Source organism: Desulfonatronum thiodismutans, assembly GCF_000717475.1.
Lineage (GTDB): Bacteria > Desulfobacterota > Desulfovibrionia > Desulfovibrionales > Desulfonatronaceae > Desulfonatronum > Desulfonatronum thiodismutans.
Genome location: NZ_JPIK01000021.1, coordinates 79,822 through 103,145, shown reverse-complemented (window position 1 = coordinate 103,145; position 23,324 = coordinate 79,822). Strand labels below are relative to the sequence as shown.

Below are 23,324 nucleotides of genomic sequence, written 5' to 3'. Positions count from 1 at the left end.
CATGAAGAAAACCGGAGTCCGAATTCCGATTTTTCTGAAGTTCACGATTCCGGTCGTCCTTCTCTTCATGCTGACATCTTTCCTTGGCGCGTTCCTGATCATGCGAACGGAACGGAATATCCTGCTCGGTAATGTCGTCCACTCCGGCGAGATCATCGCAAAAAATGTCGCGTCCCTGACGGAGAGTGCCTTCTGGTCCCTGAACTGGGCCAATGTCGAGCAGTTTTTACGAGAACTGGCCAGTAATCCGGAGGACGGAATCCTGATTGTTCAGGTGGTTCGTCCGGACGGAGCAGTGTATCTGGCCAATGACCGAGAGGTTTATGGACAATCGGTTGAATCAACATTGCTCACCGGCCAGGTGCAGCGGCATGTGGACTACTTCTTTTCCGATCATGGTCAGCGAGGGGTTCTGGTGGCGCATCCGGTAACCATCGGCAACGATACCTGGCATGCCCTGGTCGGGCTCTCGCTTCGCGACGTTGATGCGGCGCTGGCGACCTGGTTCCAGCGTATATTGATCTGGGGCGCGGTGATCCTGGGCATGGTCATGGCCCTGCTGCTATATATTTCCCGAGCCATTTCCCGACCGATAGCCGCCCTGACCAAATCCGCGGAACGTATCGCCCATGGGGATTTGGAGTTAACCCCTCCGATTTCTTCCCGGGATGAAATCGGAGTGCTGGCCTTGCAGTTCAACAGGATGGTCATTCACCTCCGTACGGCCCATGAGGAACTGCAGGCCTCCGAGCGGCGCAACAGGGCCCTCATCGAGAGCGCTTCCGCGGCCCAGATCGGTATTGCCTTGGTGGAGGACGAGGGACCACGTGTCGCACTGTTTCGGTACGTGAATCAGGCCGTTTGCCGGATTTTGGGTTATGAACGGGCCGAGTTGCTGGGCATGCCGATCAACATGGTGATCCATCCCGAGGACTTGCCCAACGCTTGGCGGAAGCTCAGCAACAAGGCGCTGGATGGTGAGCCCGTCACGCCCATCAACCTCCGGGGAGTATGCAAGAATGGCCTGGAAGTGCCCATTGAGGTGAGCACCTCTGTCACGGAATTCGAAGGTCGTGTCGTACTTGCCGTTTTTGTGCGGGATATCACGGAAAAGGTCCATGCCGAGGAATTACTGATCCGCCATCGGGATGTACTGGAAGAGACCGTTCTGGAGCGAACCAAAGAACTTCGGGACAGCCTTGATGAACTGAAGCGGACGCAAAGCCAGCTCCTGCATGCCGAAAAACTGGCTTCCATTGGCCAGCTCGCCGCCGGGATCGCCCACGAGATCAACACCCCGGCCCAGTTCGTCGGAGATAACGCTCTTTTTCTTCAGAACGCCTGCCGCGAAATGAACCCCATCCTGCGGGGCTATGGCGAACTGCTGGACCAGGTCCGTGCGGGCTCGGTGGATTCCCAAACCGTTGACAAACTGGAAGCGATGCTCCTGGAAGCGGATCTCGAGTTCTTGCTCCAGGAAACTCCACTGGCCATTGAACAGATTCACGATGGGATCGGGCGGATCAGCAAGATCGTTCGGTCCATGAAGGAATTCGCCCATCCCGGGGGGATGGAGAAGAAACCAGCGAACATCAACAAGGCCCTTGAAAACACCACCGTAGTGACCAGAAACGAGTGGAAGTACGTGGCGGAACTGGAAATGGATCTCGACCCGAGTCTACCAGAGGTGTTTTGCCTGCCCGACGAGATCAATCAGGTCTTTTTGAACGTCCTGGTCAACGCCGGCCAGGCCATTCGGGATGTGGTCGAGACCGAAGGCCAAGGTATGGGGATGATCCGGATCAGCACCTGCCGTGACGGGGATCAGGTTGAAATCCGAATCAGCGATACGGGCAAGGGCATCCCGGATGCCATTCGAGCCCGGATTTTCGATCCTTTTTTCACGACCAAGGTCGTGGGACAGGGCACCGGCCAAGGCTTGGCCATCGCCCATGCCGTGGTCGTCGAAAAACACCATGGGAGCATATCCTTCACGGACAACGAAGGCCATGGCACCACGTTCGTGATTCGCCTGCCCATCGGCGACGGAGAGGCAACCAGTTCAGATTTCCGATAGCCTTGCGATTTTTGTAACTAATCAGCACATCCTGAGTTGAATCCATTTCCGACGCTGGATTCCCGCCTTCGCGGGAATGACGTGTTTTTCCGTGCCGCCTCCCAATCAGTCATACCCACGAAGGCAGGTATTCAGGCCGCTTTCTCACGGATGGGGTGAGTAGTTACGTTCCGCCATAATCGCCCCCTACCGCCCGCTCCACCAGGTCACGGCCAAAAAAACCAATACAAACCCGACAAACAACACGCCCACGGTATGCCAGTACAACAGCCGCCGCTCGATCCGGTCCGGAACGGTTTGCATCCAGCGGCTTTGCAGAATCCGGTCCGACCAGGCCACGAGATCAATGGTCCCGCAGGCCGGGTCGCAGTACGGGCTGCGCCACCACCAGGAGCGCAGGCGAGTCGCGCCCCGCTCCACGGCAGCCAGGACCAGATCGTCCAGTCCTTTGCTTTCTCCGTCGCCCTGACTCAGGCGAAGAAACAGCCCAGCGGCCACCAATCCAAGGGAGATGGGCCACAATCCATCCCAGACACCCTCCCAGCCTTTTCCAGCAAGCTCATTCAGTTCGTTGTATAATTCAGGGAACATAAGCGACGCTATAGGAACCACCCCAAGCACCAGGGCCAACAGTCCGCCCCAGGCGAAAACCATGCCCCACCGCGCCTTTGGGCTTCCCGAGTCCTTGTCGGCCTTGGAATGCACTTCGTGGCGAGCGTCCTCCGCGGCCATGCTTCGCCAAATCCGCCAGAGAAACATGGCCATCAGCAAGGTCGTGCCCACGGCGGTCAGGGGCAGCACGGCACTGAAAAAACCGCTCCAGACCGGCGACAATTGCTCGGCTCCGGATTTCAGGGTCTGCTTGACCAGGGCTCCGCCGGTGAACGGCGCACCGGCCAGAACCAGTCCGGCGGCGGCCAGACCGGCCAGGAGCCACCGCGCCCGGGCCGTTCCCCATTGCGTCGCCTTGGCCACGCCGACGCCGAGAAACAGCGCGCCCTTGGCCAGACCGTGGACCAGCACGAACAGCAGGATTCCCGCAGGCAGCACGCCACTCTCAGGAAACATTCCGCCGCCCTGACTTTGGGCGGCCAGGACAAAGCCAACGCCCATGGTCATCAGCCCCATCTGACTGACGCTGGAATAGGCCAGAATGGTCTTCGGATCATGCCGGGCAAACCCGGCGGCCGCGGCGTAGACCGCGCCGACCAGGCCCAGCCAGGCCATCCCCATCCCCCAAAGTGTCAGACCAACGGTGAGCGGAAACAGTTGCAGCCAGCCCAGCAGGCCGACCTTGATCATCACCCCGCTGAGCACCGCGCTGGCCGCGGTGGGGGCCGCCGGGTGGGCCAGGGGCAGCCAAAAGTGCAAGCCGATCACCCCGGCCTTGATCCCGAACCCGGCCAGGGCCAGGGAGAAGACCAGAGCGCTTCGGTTCCATCCAGTCTCCGCGCCTGCCAGGGCTTGGGCCGCGTCCGCGAACAGCAGGCTGTCCGCGATGATCCCGGCATAGAAAAAGGCCGCGGCCAACAGCACCTCGCCGACCACGGTCATGATCAGATAGATTTTCCCGGCATGAAACGCCTTGGGGGTCTGATCGTGGACGATCATCCCGTAGGCGGCGAAGCTCATCATGGCGAAAAAGACGTAAAACGAAGCCAAATCCTGGGCCACGCAGACCCCGAGGTTGCCGCTCAGGGTCACCAGGAAAAAGAAGGCGAACCGGAACCGATCCCGGCCGCCGGAACCGCTTTGCGCCGCGGACCAGGCGAACAGGCCCGCCGCGGTCCAGAGCACGGCCGCCAGGAGCAGGAAAACCCTTCCGTACGGCCCGAAATGCAGCGTGGTTTCCAGAAACAGGGCCGGAAAGAAACCGGATGCCGCGCCTTCGCCGAACAAAGCCAGCCCCAGGGCCGGCAACGGCGCCAGCCAAAGCCCCGGCCCGGCAGCCAGATTCCGCGTCCGGGCATGGCCGAGCAGGCAGCAGATGAGAAGCGGGAAACCGATGACGATCAGCCAGATCATTTCGTTTGGATGCCTATGTTTTCTTGATTGTCTGACCCAGGATGGTCATATGCGGAGGGTCGGCGTAACGTAGGGGCGGACCTGTGTGTCCGCCCTGGTATCCCATCGTAGGGGCGACCCTTGCGGTCGCCCTGGGCAGGCGCAAGGCCTGCCCCTACGGATGACCGATCCTTCCGTGGTTTGTTCAAGAAGGATTTCGATTTCGATTCAGTCGGAATATATCGAGAATCCGAAAACAAAAGAATCCCGCGATTCACGGAAAAGCCCCCCGACCAGAGGTTATAAGCTGAGCCACGCCCAAAGGGCTCCACTCCCATCCGGCGAAGACCCCGGCGGCCAGGGAGAAAAAGGCCGTGGCCATGGTGGGCAACAGCAGCATCCACGGTGCTTCCCAGATTCCGCACCGGGCCTGTTCGCCGCCAGACTCCGGCTCTTCCCCGCAGGGCCGGAACCAGGCCCGGTGCAGAATGGGCAGGAAATAGGCGGCGTTGAGCAGGCTGCTGAGCACCAGGACCACCACCACCCAGTCCTGCCCGGCCTGAATGCCGCCCTGGGCCAGATACCATTTGCTGACAAACCCGGCCACCGGCGGAACCCCGATCATGCCCAAAGCGGCAATGGTAAACAGAGCCATGGTCACGGGCATGGTCCGGCCCAGGCCGTCCATCTGGTCGATGCGGTGGATATTCCTGGACCTGGCGAAGATTCCGGCGCAGAAAAACAGGGTGATCTTCATGATCCCCTGATGGACCAGATGGGCCAGCCCGCCCACCGTGGCCAGGGGCCCGAGGACCACCGCGCCCAGGGCGATGTAGGACACCTGGCTGACCGTGGAATAAGCCAGGCGGCGCTTCAGTTCGTTCTGCATCAAGGCCCGCAGGGAGCCGAAAATGATCGTGGCGGCCACCACCGCGGCCAGGGGTTCCAGCACCCCGATCTGGGCCGCGAAGTCCTTGCCGAAAACGTCCTGGACCACCCGGAGCACGCCGAAAGCCCCGGCCTTGACCACGGCCACGGCGTGCAGCAAGGCGCTGACCGGGGCCGGGGCGACCATGGCCGCGGGCAGCCAGCCGTGCAGGGGCACGAAGGCGATCTTCACGGCCAGCCCGCAGATCAGCAAGGCGAAGATGATCCGAGCCTCCCACGGCCCGATGTGCTCCAAGCTTCCCAGGACCCCGCCGGAAACGAAGTCATAGGGACCGGCCAGGGTCTGAAGCCCGACCACGCCCAGAAACAGCACGGCCCCCGCGCTCATGGCGTACCACAGATACGTCCGCCCGGCGGCCAGGGCTTGCGGCGTGCCCTGGTGGACCACCAAGGGATAGGTGACCAGAGTCAGGAACTCGTAGAAGATGAAAAACGTAATCAGGTTTCCGGCCAGGGCCACGCCGGTGGACGCGGTCACGCACAGGCTGAAAAAACCGAAAAACCGGCTTCGGTTCCGGGACCCCTTCAGATAGCCCACTGCATACAGAGTGGTCAGGAACCAGAGATTGCTGGACAGAGAGACAAAGGCCAGGGACAGCAGGTCCACGTGCAGCACGAAGTCGAATCCCAGACCCATGGTGAAGCGCGCTTCGCACACGGCCCCCTGGACCAGCACGCCCCAGGCCATGACAAAAACCCCGACCACTTTCACGGTGGCCCCGGTCATGTTCAGGGCCGTCCGCCACCCGGAACGCTCCTCGGGCAGGAGAAAGATGATCAGCCCGGTAAACAAGGAGCTGCACAATACGATCAGCGGCAGCCAGGAGATCATGGTCATGGCCGGCCTCCGCCAAAATTTCCCATCAGCACCGCATCAAAGGGTGGTTCAAGCCCCATGTCTCGAAGCAGCAAGGCAATCACCTCCTCGGCCCGAAATCCGAACAGCACGCAAAGCGCGGCCAGAATCAGGGCCGACAGGGTCATCAACGCGGGAACCGGACCCAGTTCCGGAATGCCGGAATTCCTCGATATCTGACGTTTGTCGGCATCCGTATCGGCGTTTGAATCATCTCCGCCCACCGGTACAAAAGTGAATGAAAGGATCTTGAAGACATAGGCCGCGGTGAGCAGGCCACCCAGGGCGATGACCACGGCCCACCACCATTGCCCGCTGGCCAGGGAGGCCTTGAGCAGCATCCACTTGGCCACGAATCCGGCGCTGGGCGGCAGGCCCATCAGGCTCACCCCGGCCACGCCCAGGGTGAAGGTGACCACGGGCAGCCGCCCGGCGATGTCCCGCATGGCCGCCAGTTCGTCCGTGCCCATGGCCAGCAGCAGGCAGCCCGCGGCCATGAACAGGGCCGCCTTGGCCAGCCCGTGGGAAAAGACATGGAAGACCGTGCCGGTCCAGGCCATACTCGCCCAGCCCTCGCTCCAGGCTGCCCCGCCCGAGGGCGTGAGCAGGGCGAAAACAAAAAACAGATACCCCAGTTGGCCCACCGTGGAATAGGCCACCAGAAGCTTCAACCGGGTCTGACGCACGGCCTGCAGGGATCCCCAGAGCACGGCCGCGGCCCCCAGGACGCCCAGCAACTGCCCCGCCGCCGGGGCCGTGACGTCCGGAAAAACCACGAACCAGATCCGCAACAACAGGAAAAACGACGCCTTGGTCACCATCCCGGAAAGGATGGCGCTGACCGGGGCCGGGGCCCCGGCATGGGCCGGGGGCAGCCAGAAATGGAACGGCAGCAACGCGGCCTTGATCAGCAATCCGCCGGTCATCAGTCCGAAAGCGACCAGTACGGGAAACGAGCCGTCCACGACTTGGGCCAGCAGAAAGATGTCCAACTGACCGGTCTGGGCATAGAGCAGGGCCACGCCCAGGAGATAGATCAACGACCCGAACATGGTCGCCAGCAGGTAGCGCAGGCCGGCCACCAGGGAGTCGTTGGTCCCGGAAAGCACGGTCAACCCCACTGCACCCAGCCCGACCATCTCCAGGAGCACGTAGGCGTTGAACACGTCCGCGCTGAGATACAGACCATTCAACCCGCCCCAGAGCACCAACCAGACGGGCCAGAAATAGGGCTCCATCCGCGCGTACTCCCGGCCTCGCCCAAAAAAAGCCAGGGCATAGACACTCACCAGCAGGCCGACAATGGCCGTAAGCAACAAAAACATCGCCCCCAGCCCGTCCAAGTACAGCCCGATGCCCAGGGGCGCGGCCCATCCGCCCAGGTCGATCCGGACCGGGCCGGAGAGCCAGACATGACGCAGCAGCGGCAGGCAGGTCCAGGCCGTGACCACTGAGGCGCCCAACCCGGTCCAGGCCACGGCCCGCCCCCGGAGCAACAGGCAAACCACGCCCCCCAGGAACGGAATCAGAATCATCCATGCCGCCTGGCTCATGGAATCGACCCGCCTCGGGTCGGTGATGCATCCTTGGCCTGTTCACCGCTCCCTTCCCGCTCTTTTCGCTCTGCTTTTCCCTGGGCATTTTGTTGGGACCGATAAACCCGACGCAACAGGGCCAGGGCAAAGGCCGTGGCGCTGATGGCCACCACGATTCCGGTCAGGACCATGGCCTGGGGCACGGGGTCGGCAAAATCTCCCTGGTTGCGATACGCCGTGCTAATCAGCAACAGAAACACCCCGCCCGCGATCACGTTCAGGGCCATGATCTGCCGCAGCAGATGCCTGCGGGTGATCAGGCCGTGCACGCCCAGGCCCGCCAACAGGGCCGCGGTCAGGGAGTACACCAGAAAGGTGGTCATTGCTCGTCCACCACCAAGACCAAGACCACCAGCGCGGCCAGGGTCACCCCGATGGACACGGTGGCCGCGGCCTCCAAGGCCAGAATCAGCGTGCCGGCCCAGGCCGACGGATATTCCAGGGGAAAACTTTGCGGTCCAAGCGAGGTCAGCACGGCCAAGAGCAGGATGGCCGCGAAGCCCACGGCCACGCAGGAGAGCAAGGCGGTCCGGGGCAACCGGTCCACCGAAGGCAGGCCGGTCAAGCGCAGCAGGACCAGCCCCGCGGCCAGGACCACTCCGGCCTGAAAGGCCCCGCCGGGGGCGTGGTCTCCCAGCCAGAGCAGATGTACCGCGACCAGCACGATCAGCGGCCCCAACAGGCCCACCAGCCGACGTGCAACGGGCGAAGCGGCCGGACGCATGGGCAGCCCGCGCAGGTCATGCGCCCCGCGCACCCCGAACACTCCCATCAGAGCCAGGAGCAGGACGCCCAACTCCAGCCAGGTGTCATACAGCCGGAAATTGAGGAGCACGGCGGTCACCGGATGCTCCACCCCTGAGAAGCCCAGTTTTTGAGCCACCATTCCGGTCAGTCCGCCCCCGTGACGTGGCAGTTCCAGCACCGCCAAAACCAGCAACGCGGTCAGGGCAACGGCCCCCACTCCGGCCACGAGGTAATGGAACCGGCCCGGGCAGGCCGCGGCCTGATCCAGTCGGCAGGAGCTCACGGAGAACGGCTCGTCCCCGGGGCCACGCTCCTGATCGGATTGATCTGATTGAGGTTCAATGCGCTTGAAGGTCCCAAACAGCAGCACCCCGGCCAGCCCCGCGCCCACCGCGGCTTCGGCCAAAGCGATGTCCGGGGCGCGAAGGCGCACCCAGGCCAGGGCCAGAAACAAGCCAAAGGAAATGAACAGCACCGTGGCCTGGAACAAATCCGAGGCTTGCAGCAACCGCCAACTGACCAGCAACAAAGCCCCGGCCAGCAGCAGATCAAAGACCAGGGAGAGGTTCATGAGGTGGGGCTCTTGGGGCTTGTGGGGCCTATAGGACGTATGGGACTTATGGGATTTGGGGGATGGGGTGCAGAGGGACTGTCATCGTGGGACGATTGGCTATTTGCCAGCCCGCTTTGCTGTTGGCCCAGCATGTTGCGGCCCAACAAGAAGCAGATGGTGGAGCTGGCGGCCAGGGCCACCAGCCAGATCAGCAAAATTTTCAGGGCCGTGCTCACGGATCCGCTGGTAATCGTCAAGGCCAGGACGATCAGGCCCAGGCCGAGGTTGTCGGCCTTGGTCAGGGCGTGAATCCGACTCATGGCGTCCGGAAACCGCAGCAATCCAAGCGTTCCGGCCAGAAAGAAAAACGCTCCGCTCAGACAGAGCAGAACCGCCGACACCGTAACCACCACGTCGAGCACGCCTCTACCCTCCGGCTCCGCCTCCGCCGCGCCCGTCGTTTTTTCGGGAACCGCGTACAAAGGCCATCACCGCCAGGACGGCCAGGACGACGAAAACCATGGCCGTGTTGCGCATGGCCGGGGCGTCCAAGGCCGCGGCCAAGAGCAGCAAAACAGCCACCCCCGTGGTCCCGAACAACTGGACCGCCACCAAACGATCCTCCTGCCGCGGCCCCAGAAAAACCCGCGCCAAACCGATGATCATGGTCAGCAGAAGAAAACTGGCCACGCCGAGATAAAACGTCTGCATGGGGGCCTCTAACTAAGTGTTGACCTCTACCCTATTCGCAACTGAGCCAGGCTGGCGACGGCATTCTCGTTGCTGATGTCCGGCTTGATGATCAGTTCCAGCGTGGTCACGCCGATGGCATCCAGGTAGATGTTTTCACTCTCCTCCCGCATCCCGTCGGGACTGAAATTCCACTGTTGGCGCACGATGTCCGTGAAGGATTTGCCGTTGTCGGCTGACCAACGCAGGACGAACTCGTGGGTCCGCTCCACTTCGGATTCCTCGAAATGAATCCAGATTCTGCGGAGACTCCGGGGTTCGTCAAAGAGGAATCGGATGGTCTGCTCTCCGGCCGTCCCGGCCCGCCACCCGGAAGGGTGACCCGGCAACAAGGCGTGCTCAATGGGATGTTCCGGATCCTCGGAGGTGATCTCCACTTCCGCGACATCCTCCAGGTTCAGCCACTCCCCTTCCGGGGCAGCAGAGTCCGTCGCCCCAGGCGAAATAATTCGTTTGCGCATGAAATTTTTCCCTTGTGATCTGATTTGTGGTTTCATTCGCTTCCGTTACAACGTAACCTCGTCCTGAGCGTCTGGTCGTTCACGGAATTCCTCAATGGACTTCTCCCAAGCTTCGTTGAGCACGGAAAAAGCGTCCAGAAATCCCTCCCGCATCTGCTCCCAGGCCCCGGCGGAGGAACTTTTGAGAGCGCCGTACTTTTCCGCCAATTCCACGCGTTGCCGCCGCAATTCGCGCATAGCTCGGCGCGAACGCTCCCGGGCGGTCTGACTCATCTCATCCCAGTTCTCTTCAATGGATTTTTCCAAAGCGTCCAGACGACGGTCCAGATCCTCCAGGGCAGGCCTGGAGCGTTCCAGGGCCTTGTCCCGCTGCTCCGCGCCGTATCGACCCAGAGCACGGCCCAATTCCCGCATCTCCTCACGGACTTCCTCAAAAGAGGCTTCACCCGGCGCAGTCCCGGAATTCGCGGCCCCGGACTGAGCCGAACAAACCCAGGGTATCCCGGCGAGCAGCATCATGAAAAGGAAAACAGCAAGCCGTACTCTCATCATTCCAGCTTTCATGATCAACCTCCCTTTGTCGATGGAACACGTTTCGTGTCGTGAAATTGATGATAGCACTGGACCTCGTCAGGTCAAACCACACAGCCCGCCTTGCCGTGAGCGCCCGAAGCATCTGCGTGGATACGCCAATTATTGATTATTTCGATGAAAAACTGCCAATTCAATACACATAGACAATACATCCGCAACATAGTCTAAATACCATCCTGAATCCAGAAATTCAGGGTTCGACAAACCGACTAAAAAGGTAAACAGGAATTATTCATATTTTCAACACTCAACCTCAATTCAGGAGGAACGAATGGCGGATGAAAAACCCATTAACTGCGCCAGACCCACTGGCGGACTCGTTGGAGAGGACGCATCGGCAGAGCAGGCCGGCACCCCGCAACAGCAACCGAACACAGGAGAGAAAAAAATGATGGTCCAGATTGGACGTAAAGCCCCTGACTTTTCCGCACCCGCCTATCACAACGGCGCCTTCACCTCGATCAAGCTTTCGGACTACCTTGGCAAGTGGGTGGTTCTCTGCTTCTATCCGGGCGATTTCACCTTTGTCTGAGCGACCGAGATTTCGGCGGTCGCCGAAAAGCATGCGGAATTTGACAAGCTGGGCGTTCAGGTACTTTCCATGAGCACGGACAGCATGTTCGTACACAAGATGTGGGTCGACCACGAGCTGTCCAAGATGGTCACGACGGGCAAGGTGCCTTTCCCGATGCTGTCCGACGCCGGCGGCAAGGTCGGCGAGGCCTATGGCGTGTACGACGCGGATGCCGGAGTGGATGTTCGTGGCCGCTTCCTGATTGACCCGGACGGCATTATCCAGGGTTTTGAGGTCCTCACCCCTCCGGTGGGCCGCAACGTCGGCGAAACCTTGCGCCAGGTCCAGGCCTTCCAACTGGTCCGTGAAAGCAAAGGCAGTCAGGCCACGCCTTCGGGCTGGAAACCAGGAAAGATGGTCCTCACCCCCGGTCCGGAGTTGGTCGGAAACGTATGGAAAGAGTGGAAAGTCCAGATGGCCTCTGAGTAGGCTCGAACAAACCTGACACATGGAATGGACGGCAAGGCCGCGCGGCCTTGCCTCCATTCGCTGGATATCCATTACCGGCTCGGTCTCGAATTCAGAGACGGCCGTCTATTTCTCCACGTCGTCACGGGCATCCCGCTCATATCGGGCCCTTGCCGCGGCATAGCCCTCCTTCAGCGCTTCCCAGGACCGCTCCACGTTTTTCCTGAGGTCTTCCCAGCCAGCCTCGCCGCCCTTGCGCAGCTCGGCGATCTTCTCTTCCATCTCGCCACGCTTGGCCCGCAGAGCCTCGATCTGATCACGGTACTCAATCTCTTTTTCTGCTTTGACCTGCCTGGCCTTTGCCGCCAGCTTGTCGATGTCGGCGTTCCATTCGTCGATTTTGGCCTTCAACTTGCGAATGTAGGCTTCCCGATTTTCCAGCATGTTCACTCCACTTTTTTCAGTGCTCGACTTCGCCGCCCCCCGCGACAAAATGCTCAAAAGCAAGCGTAGGGTATGCGCAAGGGGGAGGATGATCAACCGGACGCACTTCCGCCACCTCCCATCCTCGGCTCCTCCCGCACAATCCCCCGCAACAGTCGGCCGAGAATGTCCGAGCCGGTGATCACGTGCTTTTCCTCGCCCCAATAGAGGATGATGTCGTTGTCGATGACGTCGTCGTCCGTTCGTTCCGGCAGGACCTTCAGGCGCGGAATCACGGCCCCCAGACTGGTCATGGGGTCGCGGACGATGATCGGTCGGTGGCAGTGAGCCATGGGATTGAACGTGTCCGGCTCGAAAAAGGCCTCGCGGAGAAAGGAGGCCACGTTCACGACGTAGCGCGGCTCTCCCTCCTGGTCCACGAGGATCACCCATGTTTTTCCGGAACTTTGCACAAGCCTGAGAAACGGATCCGCGCTGGAGGGCCTGATGGAGGGAAAAACGGGCCTGTCGTCTTCAAACTTCATGGTCAGGATGCTTCGCGGGTCCGCGCTCTCGCCCTCCGCGGCCACGGGCAGATCGTCCAGGGCCAGGAAGTTCAGGCTTCCCTTGCCTTCCACTTTATCAATCTCCGTGGAGGACGACTCCATGTGCATCTTGATCAGCTCCCGCAGATCCCGCTCTCGAAAGTAACCGATCCCCTCGGGTCCCAACCACTTGTCCAGAAGCAGGGCCGTGGGCTTGACCACGGGGTAAAGAGCTATCTGGTAGATCCTGATCACTGGTGCCAGCATGGCTCCCATTCTCAGCGCGTTTCGGGAGAAGTACGCCTGAGGCATGATCTCCCCGCAGATGGTGATCAGCACGGTGGAAAACAGGAACGCGGCCACTCCGGCAAGCACGGAGCCGGACAAGAGGGCCAAAAGGACGTTCACTCCCACGTTGGACCAGAGGATGGTCACCAGCAGGAGGTTGGCGTCCCGGCGCAGATGCAAGACCCGCCGGGCATGCACGTTGCCCCGGGAGGACTCCATCTCCAGGTGGAGCTTGCTCACGGAGAAATAGGCCAGATTCAACCCGGAGAGCATGGCCGACTGGGTCAGGCAGATCAGGATTCCGATCCAGATGAAAGTGGTCATGGCGGCGAGGGGATGGTGGTGACGGCAAAGTTGCCGAAAGCGCTGCCGCTGTCGAAAAACGTGGGTGCCGCGGCTGAGCCTCGATTTTGACTTGCCCGGCCCGCGCCGTTACGCTCAAATCCGCTCGTATCCGTCTACACGCTTTCACACGGGTCTTCCAGGGGCCTGCACCTGCACCCCTGGGCCAAACGCCATTTCCGACAACACACTAGAGCATATATGCCTCAATTCATCCTGCCCGACCAGATGCACGCCCCTGACGGCGAGATCCGTCGCGTGGGCGTGGAGATGGAAATGGCCGGGCTGGAGCTGCCGGTCATGGCCCAGGCGGTCAAGGATCTGTTCGGCGGTCACATCGATTCCAAAAGTCCTTTTGAAATCCACGTCCTGGAGACGCGCCACGGAGCGTTCGCCGTGGAACTGGACGCCAGCCTGCTCAAGAATCACGAATACCAGCCCTATCTGGCCAAGGTCGGCATCGACCTGGACGCCAGGGGCGACCAGCAAACCTTCGACGCCATGCTGGCCCGCCTGGCGGCCGGCGTCGTGCCCAGCGAAGTGGTGGCTCCGCCGATTCCGGTCACGGCCCTGGAGAACATGGACGCCTTGCGGGACAGACTACGCCGGGACGGAGCCAAGGGCACCCGCATGGCCCTGGTCTACGCCTTCGGCGCCCAGTTCAACGTGGAGGCCGCTCGACTGGACGCGGCTTACCTGCGAAACATCCTGCGCGCCTACGTGCTGCTCCACGACCGGCTGACCGAGCGGGGGGCCGTGGACCTCTCCCGCAAGATCTCGCCGTATATCCGGGCCTTTCCCGGCGGATACGTCCGGCTGCTTCTGAACCAGGACTACGCGCCGGACCTCCCCGACCTGATCCGCGACTACCTCCTGCACAATCCCACCCGCAACCGCCCCCTGGACATGCTCCCGCTGTTCGCGCACCTGGAACGGGATCTGGTCATGCACGCGCCGGTGGAAACCCACCTGATCAAACCCAGGCCCGCATTCCACTACCGCCTGCCCAACTGCCAGATCGACGAATCTGATTGGTCCCTGGCCAAGCCGTGGAACGACTGGGTCATGGTGGAAAAGCTGGCCGCGGATGAGAATCGCTTACGGGAACACGCCCGGGCCTACCTGGAAAAACCAGGGGAAGTCGTGACCCGGATGGTGGACGAATGGGTGGACATGTTGGGGACATGGCTGAAGCGATGAACGGGAAAAAGCCGGTAATCGGCGTCACCGGCCCGGATCACGGCGGCTTGGCCGCCTGGTGGTTCACCCGCCTAGCGGTTTGGCGGGCCGGCGGCCGGGCGTTGCGGATCATTCCCCAGCGCCCCCGCCACGTTCAGGAACTGGACGGCCTGATCATCGGCGGCGGCGCGGACGTGGCGCCGGACCTGTATGGCGCCGAGCCGTTGAGGCCTCCCGAAAAAATGGCCGAGGAAATGACACGGGGAGAAACGGGCTGGTTTCGACGCGGCCTGGCCTTGCTGGCCTTTCCCCTAATGCTGCTGATCCGAAGAATCCTGACCACCCGCAACCCCGGTCTGAACACGGACCGCGACGAACTGGAGCAGAGCCTGCTCCGCTCGGCCCTGGAACGCGACCTGCCCATTCTGGGCATCTGCCGCGGCGCGCAACTGATCAACGTAACCCTGGGCGGCACCCTGCACCAGCACCTGACCGGTTTTTACCAGGAATCCCCCAACATCCGCAGCCTGCTGCCCCGCAAAACCATCCAGGTGGAGCCGGACTCCCTCCTGGCCCGCGGCCTCAAATGCGTCATATGCGGCGTCAACGCGCTGCACGACCAGGCCGTGGACAAGCTCGGCCGGACCGTGCGCGTCACGGCCCGGGAACCAAACGGCGTGATCCAGGCCGTGGAGGCCACAAGCAAAACCTTTGTCCTCGGGGTCCAATGGCACCCCGAATACCTCCCCCACCACCGCCGCCAACAACGCCTGTTCCGCGCCCTGGTCCAGACTGCTCAAGAATCGCGCCGCTCAGTTTAAGCGACGATGGTCGACTTCCGCGGCGTCTCCAAATTCTTCCGTCATCTTTCCTTCCAAAGCTTCGCCTTTACCAAGCGCTCCACAAAGGCTTTACGGCGAAGATTACGCTGAACCAGTTCGTTCAAGTGCCGGGAGAAGATCGGACGGTCCTCTTGAAGGCCGTATGCATCGGCAAGGTCCACGAGCAGAGCTTTAGCCTCGTCGTAGCTTTTTCCAATGCTTCGCTCCAACAATTTCTCCACCGCCTTCCAATGCTTGGGAAAATCCTTGGCCAAAGCGACAAGATGGGCTTCACGCCGTTCGCGGCGTTGCCGCTCCTGTCTCTCCTTGGCCAGACGTTCTTTTTCCAGGCGCTCTTCTTTTGCGACCTCTGCATTGGCACGAATATCGCCCACTGCCCGCGCGGCGCCATACTGTTTTGCTCCGGCCCGTTCGCTTTGCCAAGCAAGAAAGCGTCGACGCAACCCTTGCTTCGCCTCCACCCCCTGGCCATCCATGAGCTGCTTCAACAAGGCAAACACCTCGTCGCGCGGCAGGGCTTCCAGCCAAGCGTCGACTTCCTGATTTGAAAGATTGACGGCTTTCAAAGGAGGACTGCCGATTGCGGCTCCAGACAGGATATCTTCGTCCAACTCCAAAAAACGAGCCAAATCCCTCTGCGCCGGGGTCAATTCACCGAGACCCTCCAGCAGGAGAGGTTCGGGATCATCATCGTCGAACTCCCCCTTGGCGAGAGAAGCCAGCCAGCCGATGTACAGCCCGCGAAGGTCGCCCCGAAGCAGTTCATCACGGAGAGGAGCCAGACGGGCCATCCATCCCTCGCCGTCTTCAGCGCCGAACCGATCATAATTCGTGGACTCTTCGAGAATCCATGTAATCACCCAGTGGGACTTGGTAGCCTCAAACTCCAGGCAATGACCGTCTTCAAATGCCTCGACCAGGGCGTCCGATAGAACCGCCAGCGGTACGCGAATCATCAAGACGGCGGTCATCCAGTTGGCCACATACACATGCACGTCGAACATACGACGCATCAGCTCACGCGAATCGCCCGAAAAATTACCCCAGTTGTAGAAATTGCTGAAGCTGATCGGAGTAATCCGCCCCCGACTGGAAAGATCGCGCAATTTTGCCATCTCATCGGCCGTCAGTGATCTCTCCAATGCCAAAAATTCATAATATTGGTATTCACTCATAATCTCAGACAGCTCCTCATAAGGTCGGGCGGCGCACTCCGACCTACCTCAAAGTAAATAGTCCCAAAGTAGAGAGATAGGTGCAGCGAACAATGCCTCGCCAAAAGATACGACGGCATTTCCGTCATACAAAACCACCCCTGTTGCAAAGCGTGCATCCGCGGCATGTCGCAGCTTGCGCAATCCCTTGAAGTCAGCGTTGGTGACCGTCGCGCCCGCCTTGATCTCGACGCCCGCCAACTTCCCGCCGGACTCCAGCACGAAATCCACCTCGTCCTTTTCCTTGTCGCGGAAATGGTAGAAGGCAACCGGTTCTTCATGCCACCCCGCCTGACGACGCAACTCCTGATAGACAAAGGTTTCCAACAGTTGGCCGTACAAGGAACGATCCGCCCACAGGGCCTCGGCATCCAGACCAAGCAGGGCGCAGGCGAGCCCGGTATCGCCCAAGTGAACTTTCGGTGTCTTAATCAGACGGCTGAGTCGATTGGTGTGCCAGGACGGCAATTCCTCCAGGAGAAAAATCCGTGTCAACAGGGTCAGGTAGTCGCGGATTGTTGGCCGACTCAGTTGGAAGGGGGCGGCGAGTTCGGCAACATTCAAAAGGCGCGCCGTTTGTCCGGCAGCCAGGGCCAGCAGGCGGGGAAGCGCGTCCAGGGCGCTGATTCGTGCCAAATCCCGGACATCGCGTTGCACCAAGGTGTCGGCGTAGTCGCGATACCAGGCGGCTCGGCGTCGAGCAGTGGCTCGGGTCAACGCAGGTGGGTATCCGCCTGTCGTCATGCGCTCCGCCATGGATCGGCCCAGCCGTCCGCCGCCAACACCCACCTTGAACCCTTTGCCGAACAATATCCGCAAAAAGACGCTATCCTTTCCGGCAAGTTCGGCTTGAGCCAACGGGTGTAAGCGCAGGATCTCCATGCGCCCCGCCAGGGAATCCGCCAGCCTGGGAACCAGGAGGATATTGGCCGAGCCGGTCAGGATAAATCGCCCAGGATCACGCCGAGCATCCACGGTCGTCTTCAATGAGGTGAACAGCTCCGGCACTCGCTGAACTTCGTCCAGAATCACCTTTTCGGGCAGATCGGCAACGTACCCTACCGGATCAGCCTGAGCCGAGGCTCGTTGCACGTCGTCATCAAAGCTGAAATAGGCAAACCCCGTCTCGCTTCCCACCAGCCGGGCCAGCGTGGTTTTTCCGCACTGACGTGGACCATGGATCAGGACAACCGGAGTGTCGGCCAATGCCTCGATCACGCGAGGCTTCAGATATCTTGGATAAATGTCTGGCTTATTCATTGCGGCCAAATGAAAATTTATATTCGTCCAAATGTAAGAATACTTCCGTCCAAATGAAAACAATCATCCGACTATATGAAAGAAACTCGTATGGCAAGCTTAGACATAGAGCAGCTTAAAAGCGCGCATAACGTTCAAACGACCAAATAATGTTATAAAATTCAACAATATAAATCCATTTCGACAAGATTTTTACCAGAAAAAAGCAGAGATTCTTCCATATCCGGGCTCCTGATGGCCACCATCGTTGTAGCTTTATCGCCGTACCTCATGACTTCCCGCATTTGCAAGAACCGGACAATGGGCTTATTCTGGGTGGACTGGAATCGAAAAGAGTGAACAAATCAATACATTCACGACTGTTCGGCTTTGGGGCGACGATTTAGTTTCGGCTCGTAACGGCTCATATCGGGCCACCCCCTATCTCCGTCATGCAACGTGAAAGCCTCTCGTTGGCCCGGCTTCAAGAACCGTCGCCATCCATCAGCCATTTTTGACAATCTTCTTCAGGAGCAACACCATGAACGCGGCTGAAACAGCCTTGAACGGCACGCCCCCAAAACCCAACGGCCCACGGGTCTGGCCCGGTTCGCCCAATCCCTTGGGGGCCACCTGGGACGGTTCCGGGGTGAGTTTCGCCCTGTTCTCGGCCCATGCCGAAAAGGTCGAACTGTGCCTGTTCGATAGCGACGGGGTCACTGAGACCGCCCGGATCACCCTGCCGGAGTACACCCATGAAGTCTGGCACGGCTATCTGCCGGACGCCCGGCCCGGACAGCTTTACGGCTACCGCGTCCACGGCCCCTACGAGCCCTTGGCCGGACACCGTTTCAACCCCAACAAGCTGTTACTGGACCCCTACGCCAAGGTTCTGGTCGGAAATCTGAAGTGGGACGACGCCCTGTTCGGCTACACGGTGGGCCATCCGGACGAAGACCTGTCCTTTGACGAACGGGATTCCGCTCCCTTCATGCCCAAGTGCCAGGTGGTGGACCCGGCCTTCACCTGGGGCCGAGCCATGGACTTTCGGCCCTGGCACGAAAACGTGATCTACGAAATGCACGTCCGGGGCTATACCATCCTCCATCCCGAGGTGCCCGAGGAATTCCGGGGGACCTTTGAGGGCTTGGCTTCCCAGCCGGTGGTCGACCACCTCAAGCACCTCGGCGTCACGTCCATCGAGCTGCTGCCCATCCACGCCTTTTTGCAGGACCGCCACCTGATTGATCGCGACCTGAGCAACTACTGGGGCTATAACTCCATCGGCTATTTCGCGCCCAACCCGGACTACCTCCGCCCCAGAAACGACCTTTCGTCCTTTAAGAGTTTTGTTCAGAAAATGCACGACGCCGGGATAGAGGTGATCCTGGACGTGGTCTACAACCACACCGCCGAAGGCAATCATCTTGGACCGACCCTCTCCTTCCGAGGCATTGACAATTATTCCTACTACTATCTGATGGGCGAACAACCGCGGTTCTACAACGACTTCACGGGCACGGGAAACGCCCTGGAACTGCGCCACCCCAAGGTCCTGTCCATGGTCATGGATTCGTTGCGCTACTGGGTGCACGTGATGGGCGTGGACGGCTTTCGTTTCGACCTAGCCACCACCCTGGCTCGAGTGGAGGGCCCCTACGACAAACACGCCAGCTTTCTGGACGCCGTGGCCCAGGACCCGGTCCTGGGCCATGTCAAGCTGATCGCCGAGCCCTGGGACACCGGGCTGGGCGGGTATCAGGTAGGCAATTTCCCGCCGGGCTGGGCAGAGTGGAACGACCAGTACCGGGACACCATGCGCAAATTTTGGAAAGGGGACGAAGGACTGCTGCCCGAGTTTGCGGGCCGCTTCTCCGCCTCCGCGGACATCTTCAACCGCCGCGGACGACGGACCTGGGCCAGCGTAAACTTCATCACGGCCCACGACGGCTTCACCCTGCACGACCTGGTCAGCTACAACCATAAGCACAACGGGGACAACGGAGAGGACAGCCGGGACGGCTCGGACAGCAACAATTCCTGGAACTGCGGCGTGGAAGGCGAGACGGGTGACCCGGAAATTCTGGCCCTGCGCCGCCGCCAGATGCGCAACTTCCTGGCCACCCTGCTCTTGTCCCAGGGAACGCCCATGCTCACCGCCGGGGACGAATTCGCCCGCACCCAGCAGGGCAACAACAACGCCTACTGCCAGGACAACGAAATCAGTTGGCTGGATTGGATGGCCATCGACGAAGCCGGCCGGGCCCAGATCGACTTTGTCGCCCGGCTGCTCGCCCTGCGCCACCAGCACATCGTCTTTCACCGCAACCGCTTCTTCCACGGAGACATCATCCCCGGTACGCGGGTCAAGGACGTGATCTGGCTACATCCCGACGGCCGCGAGATGACCCGGGACGACTGGCACGACCACGAGGCCCGCTCCCTGGCCATCCGTCTGAGCGGCGAAGCCGGCATCGTCCACCTCACGGAAACCGGAGAACAGGAACCGGACGACACCTTCCTGCTCCTGGTCAACGCCAGCCATGAAGACGTGGCGTTCGTGCTGCCCAATGGAGACAGCGGAGCCTGGGAGCCCCTGGTGGACACCATGTCCGAAGACGGACAACCCGAAGGCGACGTCGGCCCCCATTCACCGGGCGTGAAACTGACCCTGGGAGGGCGCTCGTTGCGTTTACTGCGCTTGGTGGCGAAGGCTGGGTAAGCCATGGAAGATAATTGCTAAACCAGCCGAAACTCGAGACAGGATCGCCCCATGAACCCACTCTACGCTCCCTCTTCCTTTTACCGGCTGCAATTCCACGCCGCCTTCACCTTTGCCGACGCCCTGGGAATCGTGCCCTATCTGCGGGACATGGGCGTGAGCCACGTTTATACCTCGCCGATCCTGGCCGCCCGGCCCGGCTCCACCCATGGCTATGACATCGTGGACCACCAGTCCCTGAATCCGGAACTCGGCGGACGGGAGGGCTTCGACGCCCTCAGCGCGGCCTTACGGGAAGCCGGGATGGGCCTAGTCATGGACATCGTGCCCAACCACATGGGCATCGGCCGCAGTGACAACCTGTGGTGGCTGGACGTGCTGGAATGGGGCCGCAGCAGTCGCTTTATCCATTTTTTCGACATTGAATGGTTTCCCCAGACCCAGGGCATCCACGATCAGGTCTTGCTGCCCGTGCTGGGCGACCTTTACGGCGCGGTCCTGGAACGCGGCGAACTGCGCCTGCGTTTCGACGCCCAAGCCGGCTCCTTCAGCGTCTGGTACTACGAGCACCGCTTTCCCGTCTGCCCGTCCACCTATCACCGGATTCTGGCCCCCTGCCTGGAATATGCCGGAGAAGAAACAACCTCGCACCCGGAAATCCGCGCCGCGTTCACCGAATCCAAGCGCCTGCGGACCACGCCCCGCTCCGGAACCCGGCGCAAGGCCCTGCGCACTCGGGGAGAAACCTTTAAATCCACTCTGGCCCGGTTGAGCGATAATCTCCCGGAGCTGCGCCGCGCCCTGGAATATGCCGAACATCTTTTCTCGCCCGCGAGCCCTGATGGTCGGGGCCTGGAACGACTGCATAAGCTGTTGGAACGCCAGCACTATCGCCCGGCATTCTGGCGGGTGGCCGGACACGAAATCAATTATCGCCGCTTTTTCCAGATCAACGACCTGGCCGGATTGCGCGTGGAGGAGGCCGAGGTCTTTGCCGCGGCCCACGGCCTGATCCGGGAACTGGCGGCCGCCGGGCAGGTGCACGGGCTGCGCATCGACCACATCGACGGACTCTATGATCCCGCCGGATACCTGGACCGGCTGCAGAAGCTGCTCAAGCCCCATGCCGCGAGTTTGGGCTTTGCTCCCGGCCGTTTTCCGGTCTATGTGGAAAAAATCCTGGAAGAGCACGAAACCCTGCGCGGCCGCTGGCCGGTGCATGGAACCACTGGATACGACGCCCTCAGCGAGATCAACGCCGTGCAGATCAACTCCGGAGGGCTGGCCGAGTTGCGCGCCCTGTACGAAGCCAGAGAGGGCGCGGGAAGCGCGGACGCCCATGCCGAGGGCGTGCGGGCCAAACGACAGATCATGGACCAGGAACTAGCCTCGGAACTGGAGGTGCTGGCCACGGAAACCACCCGCCTGCTCAAGCGCGATCCGGCGACCCGGGACTTTTCCCGGGGCGAAGTCCGCCAAGCCCTGCGGGAGATCGTGTCCCGCTTTCCGGTCTACCGGACCTATGTCGGCTCCAAAGGCCCCACCGCGGAGGACGTCCGAGACCTGGACTGGGCCCTGGGCCTGGCAAGGCGGGCCCGTGCCGTGAGCCATCCCCGGCTCTTCGACGTGCTGGAGGCCCTGCTCAAGGCCGCCTGGCAAAAACGCGCCGACGGCCGCCCCCGGGCCGACGTCCTGCGCCTGGCCCGCAAATTCCAGCAGTTCACCGGCCCGGCCATGGCCAAGGGCATGGAGGACACCACGTTCTACCGGGTCCTGCCCCTGGTTTCCATGAACGAGGTGGGCATGGGGCCGGACCGGCGAATCAGCACAATAGGGGATTTTCATCAGCAGATGCAGCGCCGCGCCGCGGACTGGACCAGGGCCATGGTCACCACGGCCACCCACGACACCAAGCGCAGTGAGGACGTCCGGTCCCGGATCGCGGTGCTTTCGGAACTGCCCAAGGCCTGGGCCGAACGGGTAGACCGCTGGCAGACCCTCAACCGCCGGGCCCGTCGCGACTCCGCCCTCGGCCCTCTGCCCTCCAGCCGGGACGAGTACCTGTTCTACCAGACCCTGGTCGGTGTCTGGCCTCCGGAAGGACTCGGCCCGGACCTACCCGGAGCGGCGCCCCTCTCCGCGTTACGAGACCGATTGCAAACCTACATGATCAAGGCGGCCCGGGAAGCCAAGATCAGCACCTCCTGGCTGAACCCGGACGAGGAGTACGAACAGGCCCTGACCGATTTCACGACCCAGGTCCTGGACCCGGGCCCGACGGCCGCGCCGTTTTTGCGCGACGTCCAGGAGTTCGTGACCAAACTGGCCGTGCCCGGCGCGTGCAACGCCCTGACCCAGACGATCCTGCGCCTGACCATGCCCGGTACGCCGGACAACTACCAGGGAACGGAACTCTGGGACGACTCCCTGGTGGACCCGGACAATCGCCGTCCCGTGAACTTCACGGACAGATGGGATGGTTTACGCGAATTTCAAGCCGCGGAGGCCGAAGAAAATCAAAGAGACTACGTCGCATCTCTCAAGAGGACCTGGCACGACGGGCGCATCAAGCAGTACGTCCAATGGCGCCTGCTGACGCTGCGCCGCGCCCATCCGGAGCTGTTTCTGAACGGGAACTATGTTCCCCTGGAAGTTTCCGGGACCAGAGCGAACAACATCCTGGCCTTTGCCCGTACCCATGGACGCCAGGCGGTCATCGCGGCCCTGCCCCGCCTCGTCGCGGACCTTTGCCCGCCGGACGGCGGATTTCCCACCGGCGAAGCCTGGTCGGCCACGACCATCGCCCTGAACACGGCCCTGCCCAAAGCCGGCAAGGAAGGACACTGGCTCAACCGTTTCACCGGACGGCCCCTCTCTCCCACGGACGGCGTGCTCACCGCGGCCGAACTCTTCGCCGACCTGCCCTGGGCGGTGTTGACCTTTACGCGAAGAGGCGGATAACA

General features: G+C 61.3%; 19 protein-coding genes. 6 read left to right on the top strand and 13 right to left on the bottom strand.

The window, feature by feature from the left end:
- Positions 1-67: 67 nt before the first annotated feature.
- Positions 68-2,077: a sensor histidine kinase gene (locus GY33_RS21850; protein ID WP_161788492.1), complete on the top strand. Its 2,010-nt coding sequence runs from the start codon at positions 68-70 to the stop codon at positions 2,075-2,077.
- Positions 2,078-2,263: 186 nt separating this feature from the next.
- On the opposite strand, the gene GY33_RS0115905 is transcribed toward GY33_RS21850, so the two are convergent.
- The 9 genes from GY33_RS0115905 to GY33_RS0115865 form a co-directional block, all read right to left on the bottom strand.
- A complete protein-coding gene (locus tag GY33_RS0115905) occupies positions 2,264-4,102 on the bottom strand; it encodes a complex I subunit 5 family protein (protein ID WP_031388284.1) in 1,839 nt (612 codons plus the stop codon).
- Between the two features lie 253 nt (positions 4,103-4,355).
- Positions 4,356-5,867 carry a complex I subunit 5 family protein gene (locus tag GY33_RS0115900; protein WP_031388283.1) on the bottom strand — a complete coding sequence of 504 codons (1,512 nt, stop codon included), beginning with the start codon at positions 5,865-5,867 and terminating at the stop codon, positions 4,356-4,358.
- Positions 5,864-7,420: a complex I subunit 5 family protein gene (locus tag GY33_RS0115895; RefSeq protein ID WP_200874884.1), complete on the bottom strand. Its 1,557-nt coding sequence runs from the start codon at positions 7,418-7,420 to the stop codon at positions 5,864-5,866. Before GY33_RS0115895 ends, GY33_RS0115900 begins: the two co-directional genes overlap by 4 nt.
- 14 nt (positions 7,421-7,434) lie before the next feature.
- Entirely contained in the window at positions 7,435-7,803 is a 369-nt protein-coding gene (locus GY33_RS0115890) for a sodium:proton antiporter (RefSeq protein ID WP_051822725.1), read from the bottom strand.
- Positions 7,800-8,798, bottom strand: a complete 999-nt coding sequence (locus tag GY33_RS0115885) for a hydrogenase subunit MbhD domain-containing protein (RefSeq protein WP_031388280.1) — start codon at positions 8,796-8,798, stop codon at positions 7,800-7,802. The genes GY33_RS0115890 and GY33_RS0115885 overlap by 4 nt, the downstream gene beginning before the upstream one ends.
- The gene (locus GY33_RS0115880) at positions 8,795-9,202 is read right to left on the bottom strand and encodes a cation:proton antiporter (protein WP_235185546.1); all 408 of its coding nucleotides are present in this window, start codon (positions 9,200-9,202) and stop codon (positions 8,795-8,797) included. The genes GY33_RS0115885 and GY33_RS0115880 overlap by 4 nt, the downstream gene beginning before the upstream one ends.
- 4 nt (positions 9,203-9,206) lie before the next feature.
- A complete protein-coding gene (locus GY33_RS0115875) occupies positions 9,207-9,491 on the bottom strand; it encodes a monovalent cation/H+ antiporter complex subunit F (protein WP_035272464.1) in 285 nt (94 codons plus the stop codon).
- A gap of 26 nt (positions 9,492-9,517) precedes the next feature.
- Positions 9,518-9,991, bottom strand: coding sequence for a hypothetical protein (locus GY33_RS0115870; RefSeq protein ID WP_031388277.1), 474 nt, complete (start codon positions 9,989-9,991; stop codon positions 9,518-9,520).
- A gap of 45 nt (positions 9,992-10,036) precedes the next feature.
- Positions 10,037-10,555, bottom strand: coding sequence for a sll1863 family stress response protein (locus GY33_RS0115865; RefSeq protein WP_152555218.1), 519 nt, complete (start codon positions 10,553-10,555; stop codon positions 10,037-10,039).
- Between the two features lie 301 nt (positions 10,556-10,856).
- Between GY33_RS0115865 and prxU the strand changes: the two genes are divergently transcribed.
- Entirely contained in the window at positions 10,857-11,588 is a 732-nt protein-coding gene (prxU, locus tag GY33_RS20675) for a thioredoxin-dependent peroxiredoxin (RefSeq protein ID WP_084185237.1), read from the top strand.
- 105 nt (positions 11,589-11,693) lie between these two features.
- Here the strand turns inward: prxU and GY33_RS0115850 are convergent, their stop codons facing one another.
- On the bottom strand, positions 11,694-12,011 hold the full coding sequence (locus tag GY33_RS0115850) for a sll1863 family stress response protein (RefSeq protein WP_031388273.1): 318 nt from the start codon (positions 12,009-12,011) through the stop codon (positions 11,694-11,696).
- A 92-nt stretch (positions 12,012-12,103) separates the two neighbouring features.
- Positions 12,104-13,147 (bottom strand): DUF21 domain-containing protein, encoded by a 1,044-nt coding sequence (locus GY33_RS0115845; RefSeq protein WP_031388272.1) that lies wholly within the window; start codon positions 13,145-13,147, stop codon positions 12,104-12,106.
- Between the two features lie 219 nt (positions 13,148-13,366).
- Here GY33_RS0115845 and GY33_RS0115840 point away from each other — a divergent pair, with 219 nt between their 5' ends.
- Together GY33_RS0115840 and GY33_RS0115835 are read left to right on the top strand one after the other, a co-directional pair.
- Complete coding sequence (locus GY33_RS0115840) at positions 13,367-14,365, top strand: amidoligase family protein (RefSeq protein ID WP_051822723.1); 999 nt, start codon at positions 13,367-13,369, stop codon at positions 14,363-14,365.
- Entirely contained in the window at positions 14,350-15,165 is an 816-nt protein-coding gene (locus GY33_RS0115835; protein WP_031388270.1) for a gamma-glutamyl-gamma-aminobutyrate hydrolase family protein, read from the top strand. Before GY33_RS0115840 ends, GY33_RS0115835 begins: the two co-directional genes overlap by 16 nt.
- A 41-nt stretch (positions 15,166-15,206) precedes the next feature.
- On the opposite strand, the gene GY33_RS0115830 is transcribed toward GY33_RS0115835, so the two are convergent.
- Both GY33_RS0115830 and GY33_RS0115825 read right to left on the bottom strand, forming a co-directional pair.
- A complete protein-coding gene (locus tag GY33_RS0115830; protein ID WP_031388269.1) occupies positions 15,207-16,361 on the bottom strand; it encodes a hypothetical protein in 1,155 nt (384 codons plus the stop codon).
- Positions 16,362-16,409: 48 nt separating this feature from the next.
- Positions 16,410-17,618: an ATP-binding protein gene (locus GY33_RS0115825; RefSeq protein ID WP_235185545.1), complete on the bottom strand. Its 1,209-nt coding sequence runs from the start codon at positions 17,616-17,618 to the stop codon at positions 16,410-16,412.
- A gap of 562 nt (positions 17,619-18,180) precedes the next feature.
- Here GY33_RS0115825 and glgX point away from each other — a divergent pair.
- Positions 18,181-20,361, top strand: coding sequence for a glycogen debranching protein GlgX (gene glgX, locus GY33_RS0115820; RefSeq protein ID WP_051822722.1), 2,181 nt, complete (start codon positions 18,181-18,183; stop codon positions 20,359-20,361).
- A 51-nt stretch (positions 20,362-20,412) separates the two neighbouring features.
- Positions 20,413-23,322: a malto-oligosyltrehalose synthase gene (gene treY, locus GY33_RS0115815; protein ID WP_031388266.1), complete on the top strand. Its 2,910-nt coding sequence runs from the start codon at positions 20,413-20,415 to the stop codon at positions 23,320-23,322.
- Positions 23,323-23,324 lie beyond the last annotated feature (2 nt).

Coding starts and splice junctions, on each gene's coding strand:
- glgX (WP_051822722.1), top strand. CDS start 18,181: ATGAACGCGGCTGAAACAGCCTTGAACGGCACGCCCCCAAAACCCAAC.
- GY33_RS21850 (WP_161788492.1), top strand. CDS start 68: ATGCTGACATCTTTCCTTGGCGCGTTCCTGATCATGCGAACGGAACGG.
- GY33_RS0115875 (WP_035272464.1), bottom strand. CDS start 9,491: ATGCAGACGTTTTATCTCGGCGTGGCCAGTTTTCTTCTGCTGACCATG.
- GY33_RS0115890 (WP_051822725.1), bottom strand. CDS start 7,803: ATGACCACCTTTCTGGTGTACTCCCTGACCGCGGCCCTGTTGGCGGGC.
- GY33_RS0115840 (WP_051822723.1), top strand. CDS start 13,367: ATGCCTCAATTCATCCTGCCCGACCAGATGCACGCCCCTGACGGCGAG.
- GY33_RS0115900 (WP_031388283.1), bottom strand. CDS start 5,867: ATGACCATGATCTCCTGGCTGCCGCTGATCGTATTGTGCAGCTCCTTG.
- GY33_RS0115865 (WP_152555218.1), bottom strand. CDS start 10,555: ATGAAAGCTGGAATGATGAGAGTACGGCTTGCTGTTTTCCTTTTCATG.
- GY33_RS0115845 (WP_031388272.1), bottom strand. CDS start 13,147: ATGACCACTTTCATCTGGATCGGAATCCTGATCTGCCTGACCCAGTCG.
- GY33_RS0115850 (WP_031388273.1), bottom strand. CDS start 12,011: ATGCTGGAAAATCGGGAAGCCTACATTCGCAAGTTGAAGGCCAAAATC.
- GY33_RS0115895 (WP_200874884.1), bottom strand. CDS start 7,420: ATGATTCTGATTCCGTTCCTGGGGGGCGTGGTTTGCCTGTTGCTCCGG.
- treY (WP_031388266.1), top strand. CDS start 20,413: ATGAACCCACTCTACGCTCCCTCTTCCTTTTACCGGCTGCAATTCCAC.
- GY33_RS0115885 (WP_031388280.1), bottom strand. CDS start 8,798: ATGAACCTCTCCCTGGTCTTTGATCTGCTGCTGGCCGGGGCTTTGTTG.
- GY33_RS0115905 (WP_031388284.1), bottom strand. CDS start 4,102: ATGATCTGGCTGATCGTCATCGGTTTCCCGCTTCTCATCTGCTGCCTG.
- GY33_RS0115835 (WP_031388270.1), top strand. CDS start 14,350: ATGGCTGAAGCGATGAACGGGAAAAAGCCGGTAATCGGCGTCACCGGC.
- GY33_RS0115830 (WP_031388269.1), bottom strand. CDS start 16,361: ATGAGTGAATACCAATATTATGAATTTTTGGCATTGGAGAGATCACTG.
- GY33_RS0115870 (WP_031388277.1), bottom strand. CDS start 9,991: ATGCGCAAACGAATTATTTCGCCTGGGGCGACGGACTCTGCTGCCCCG.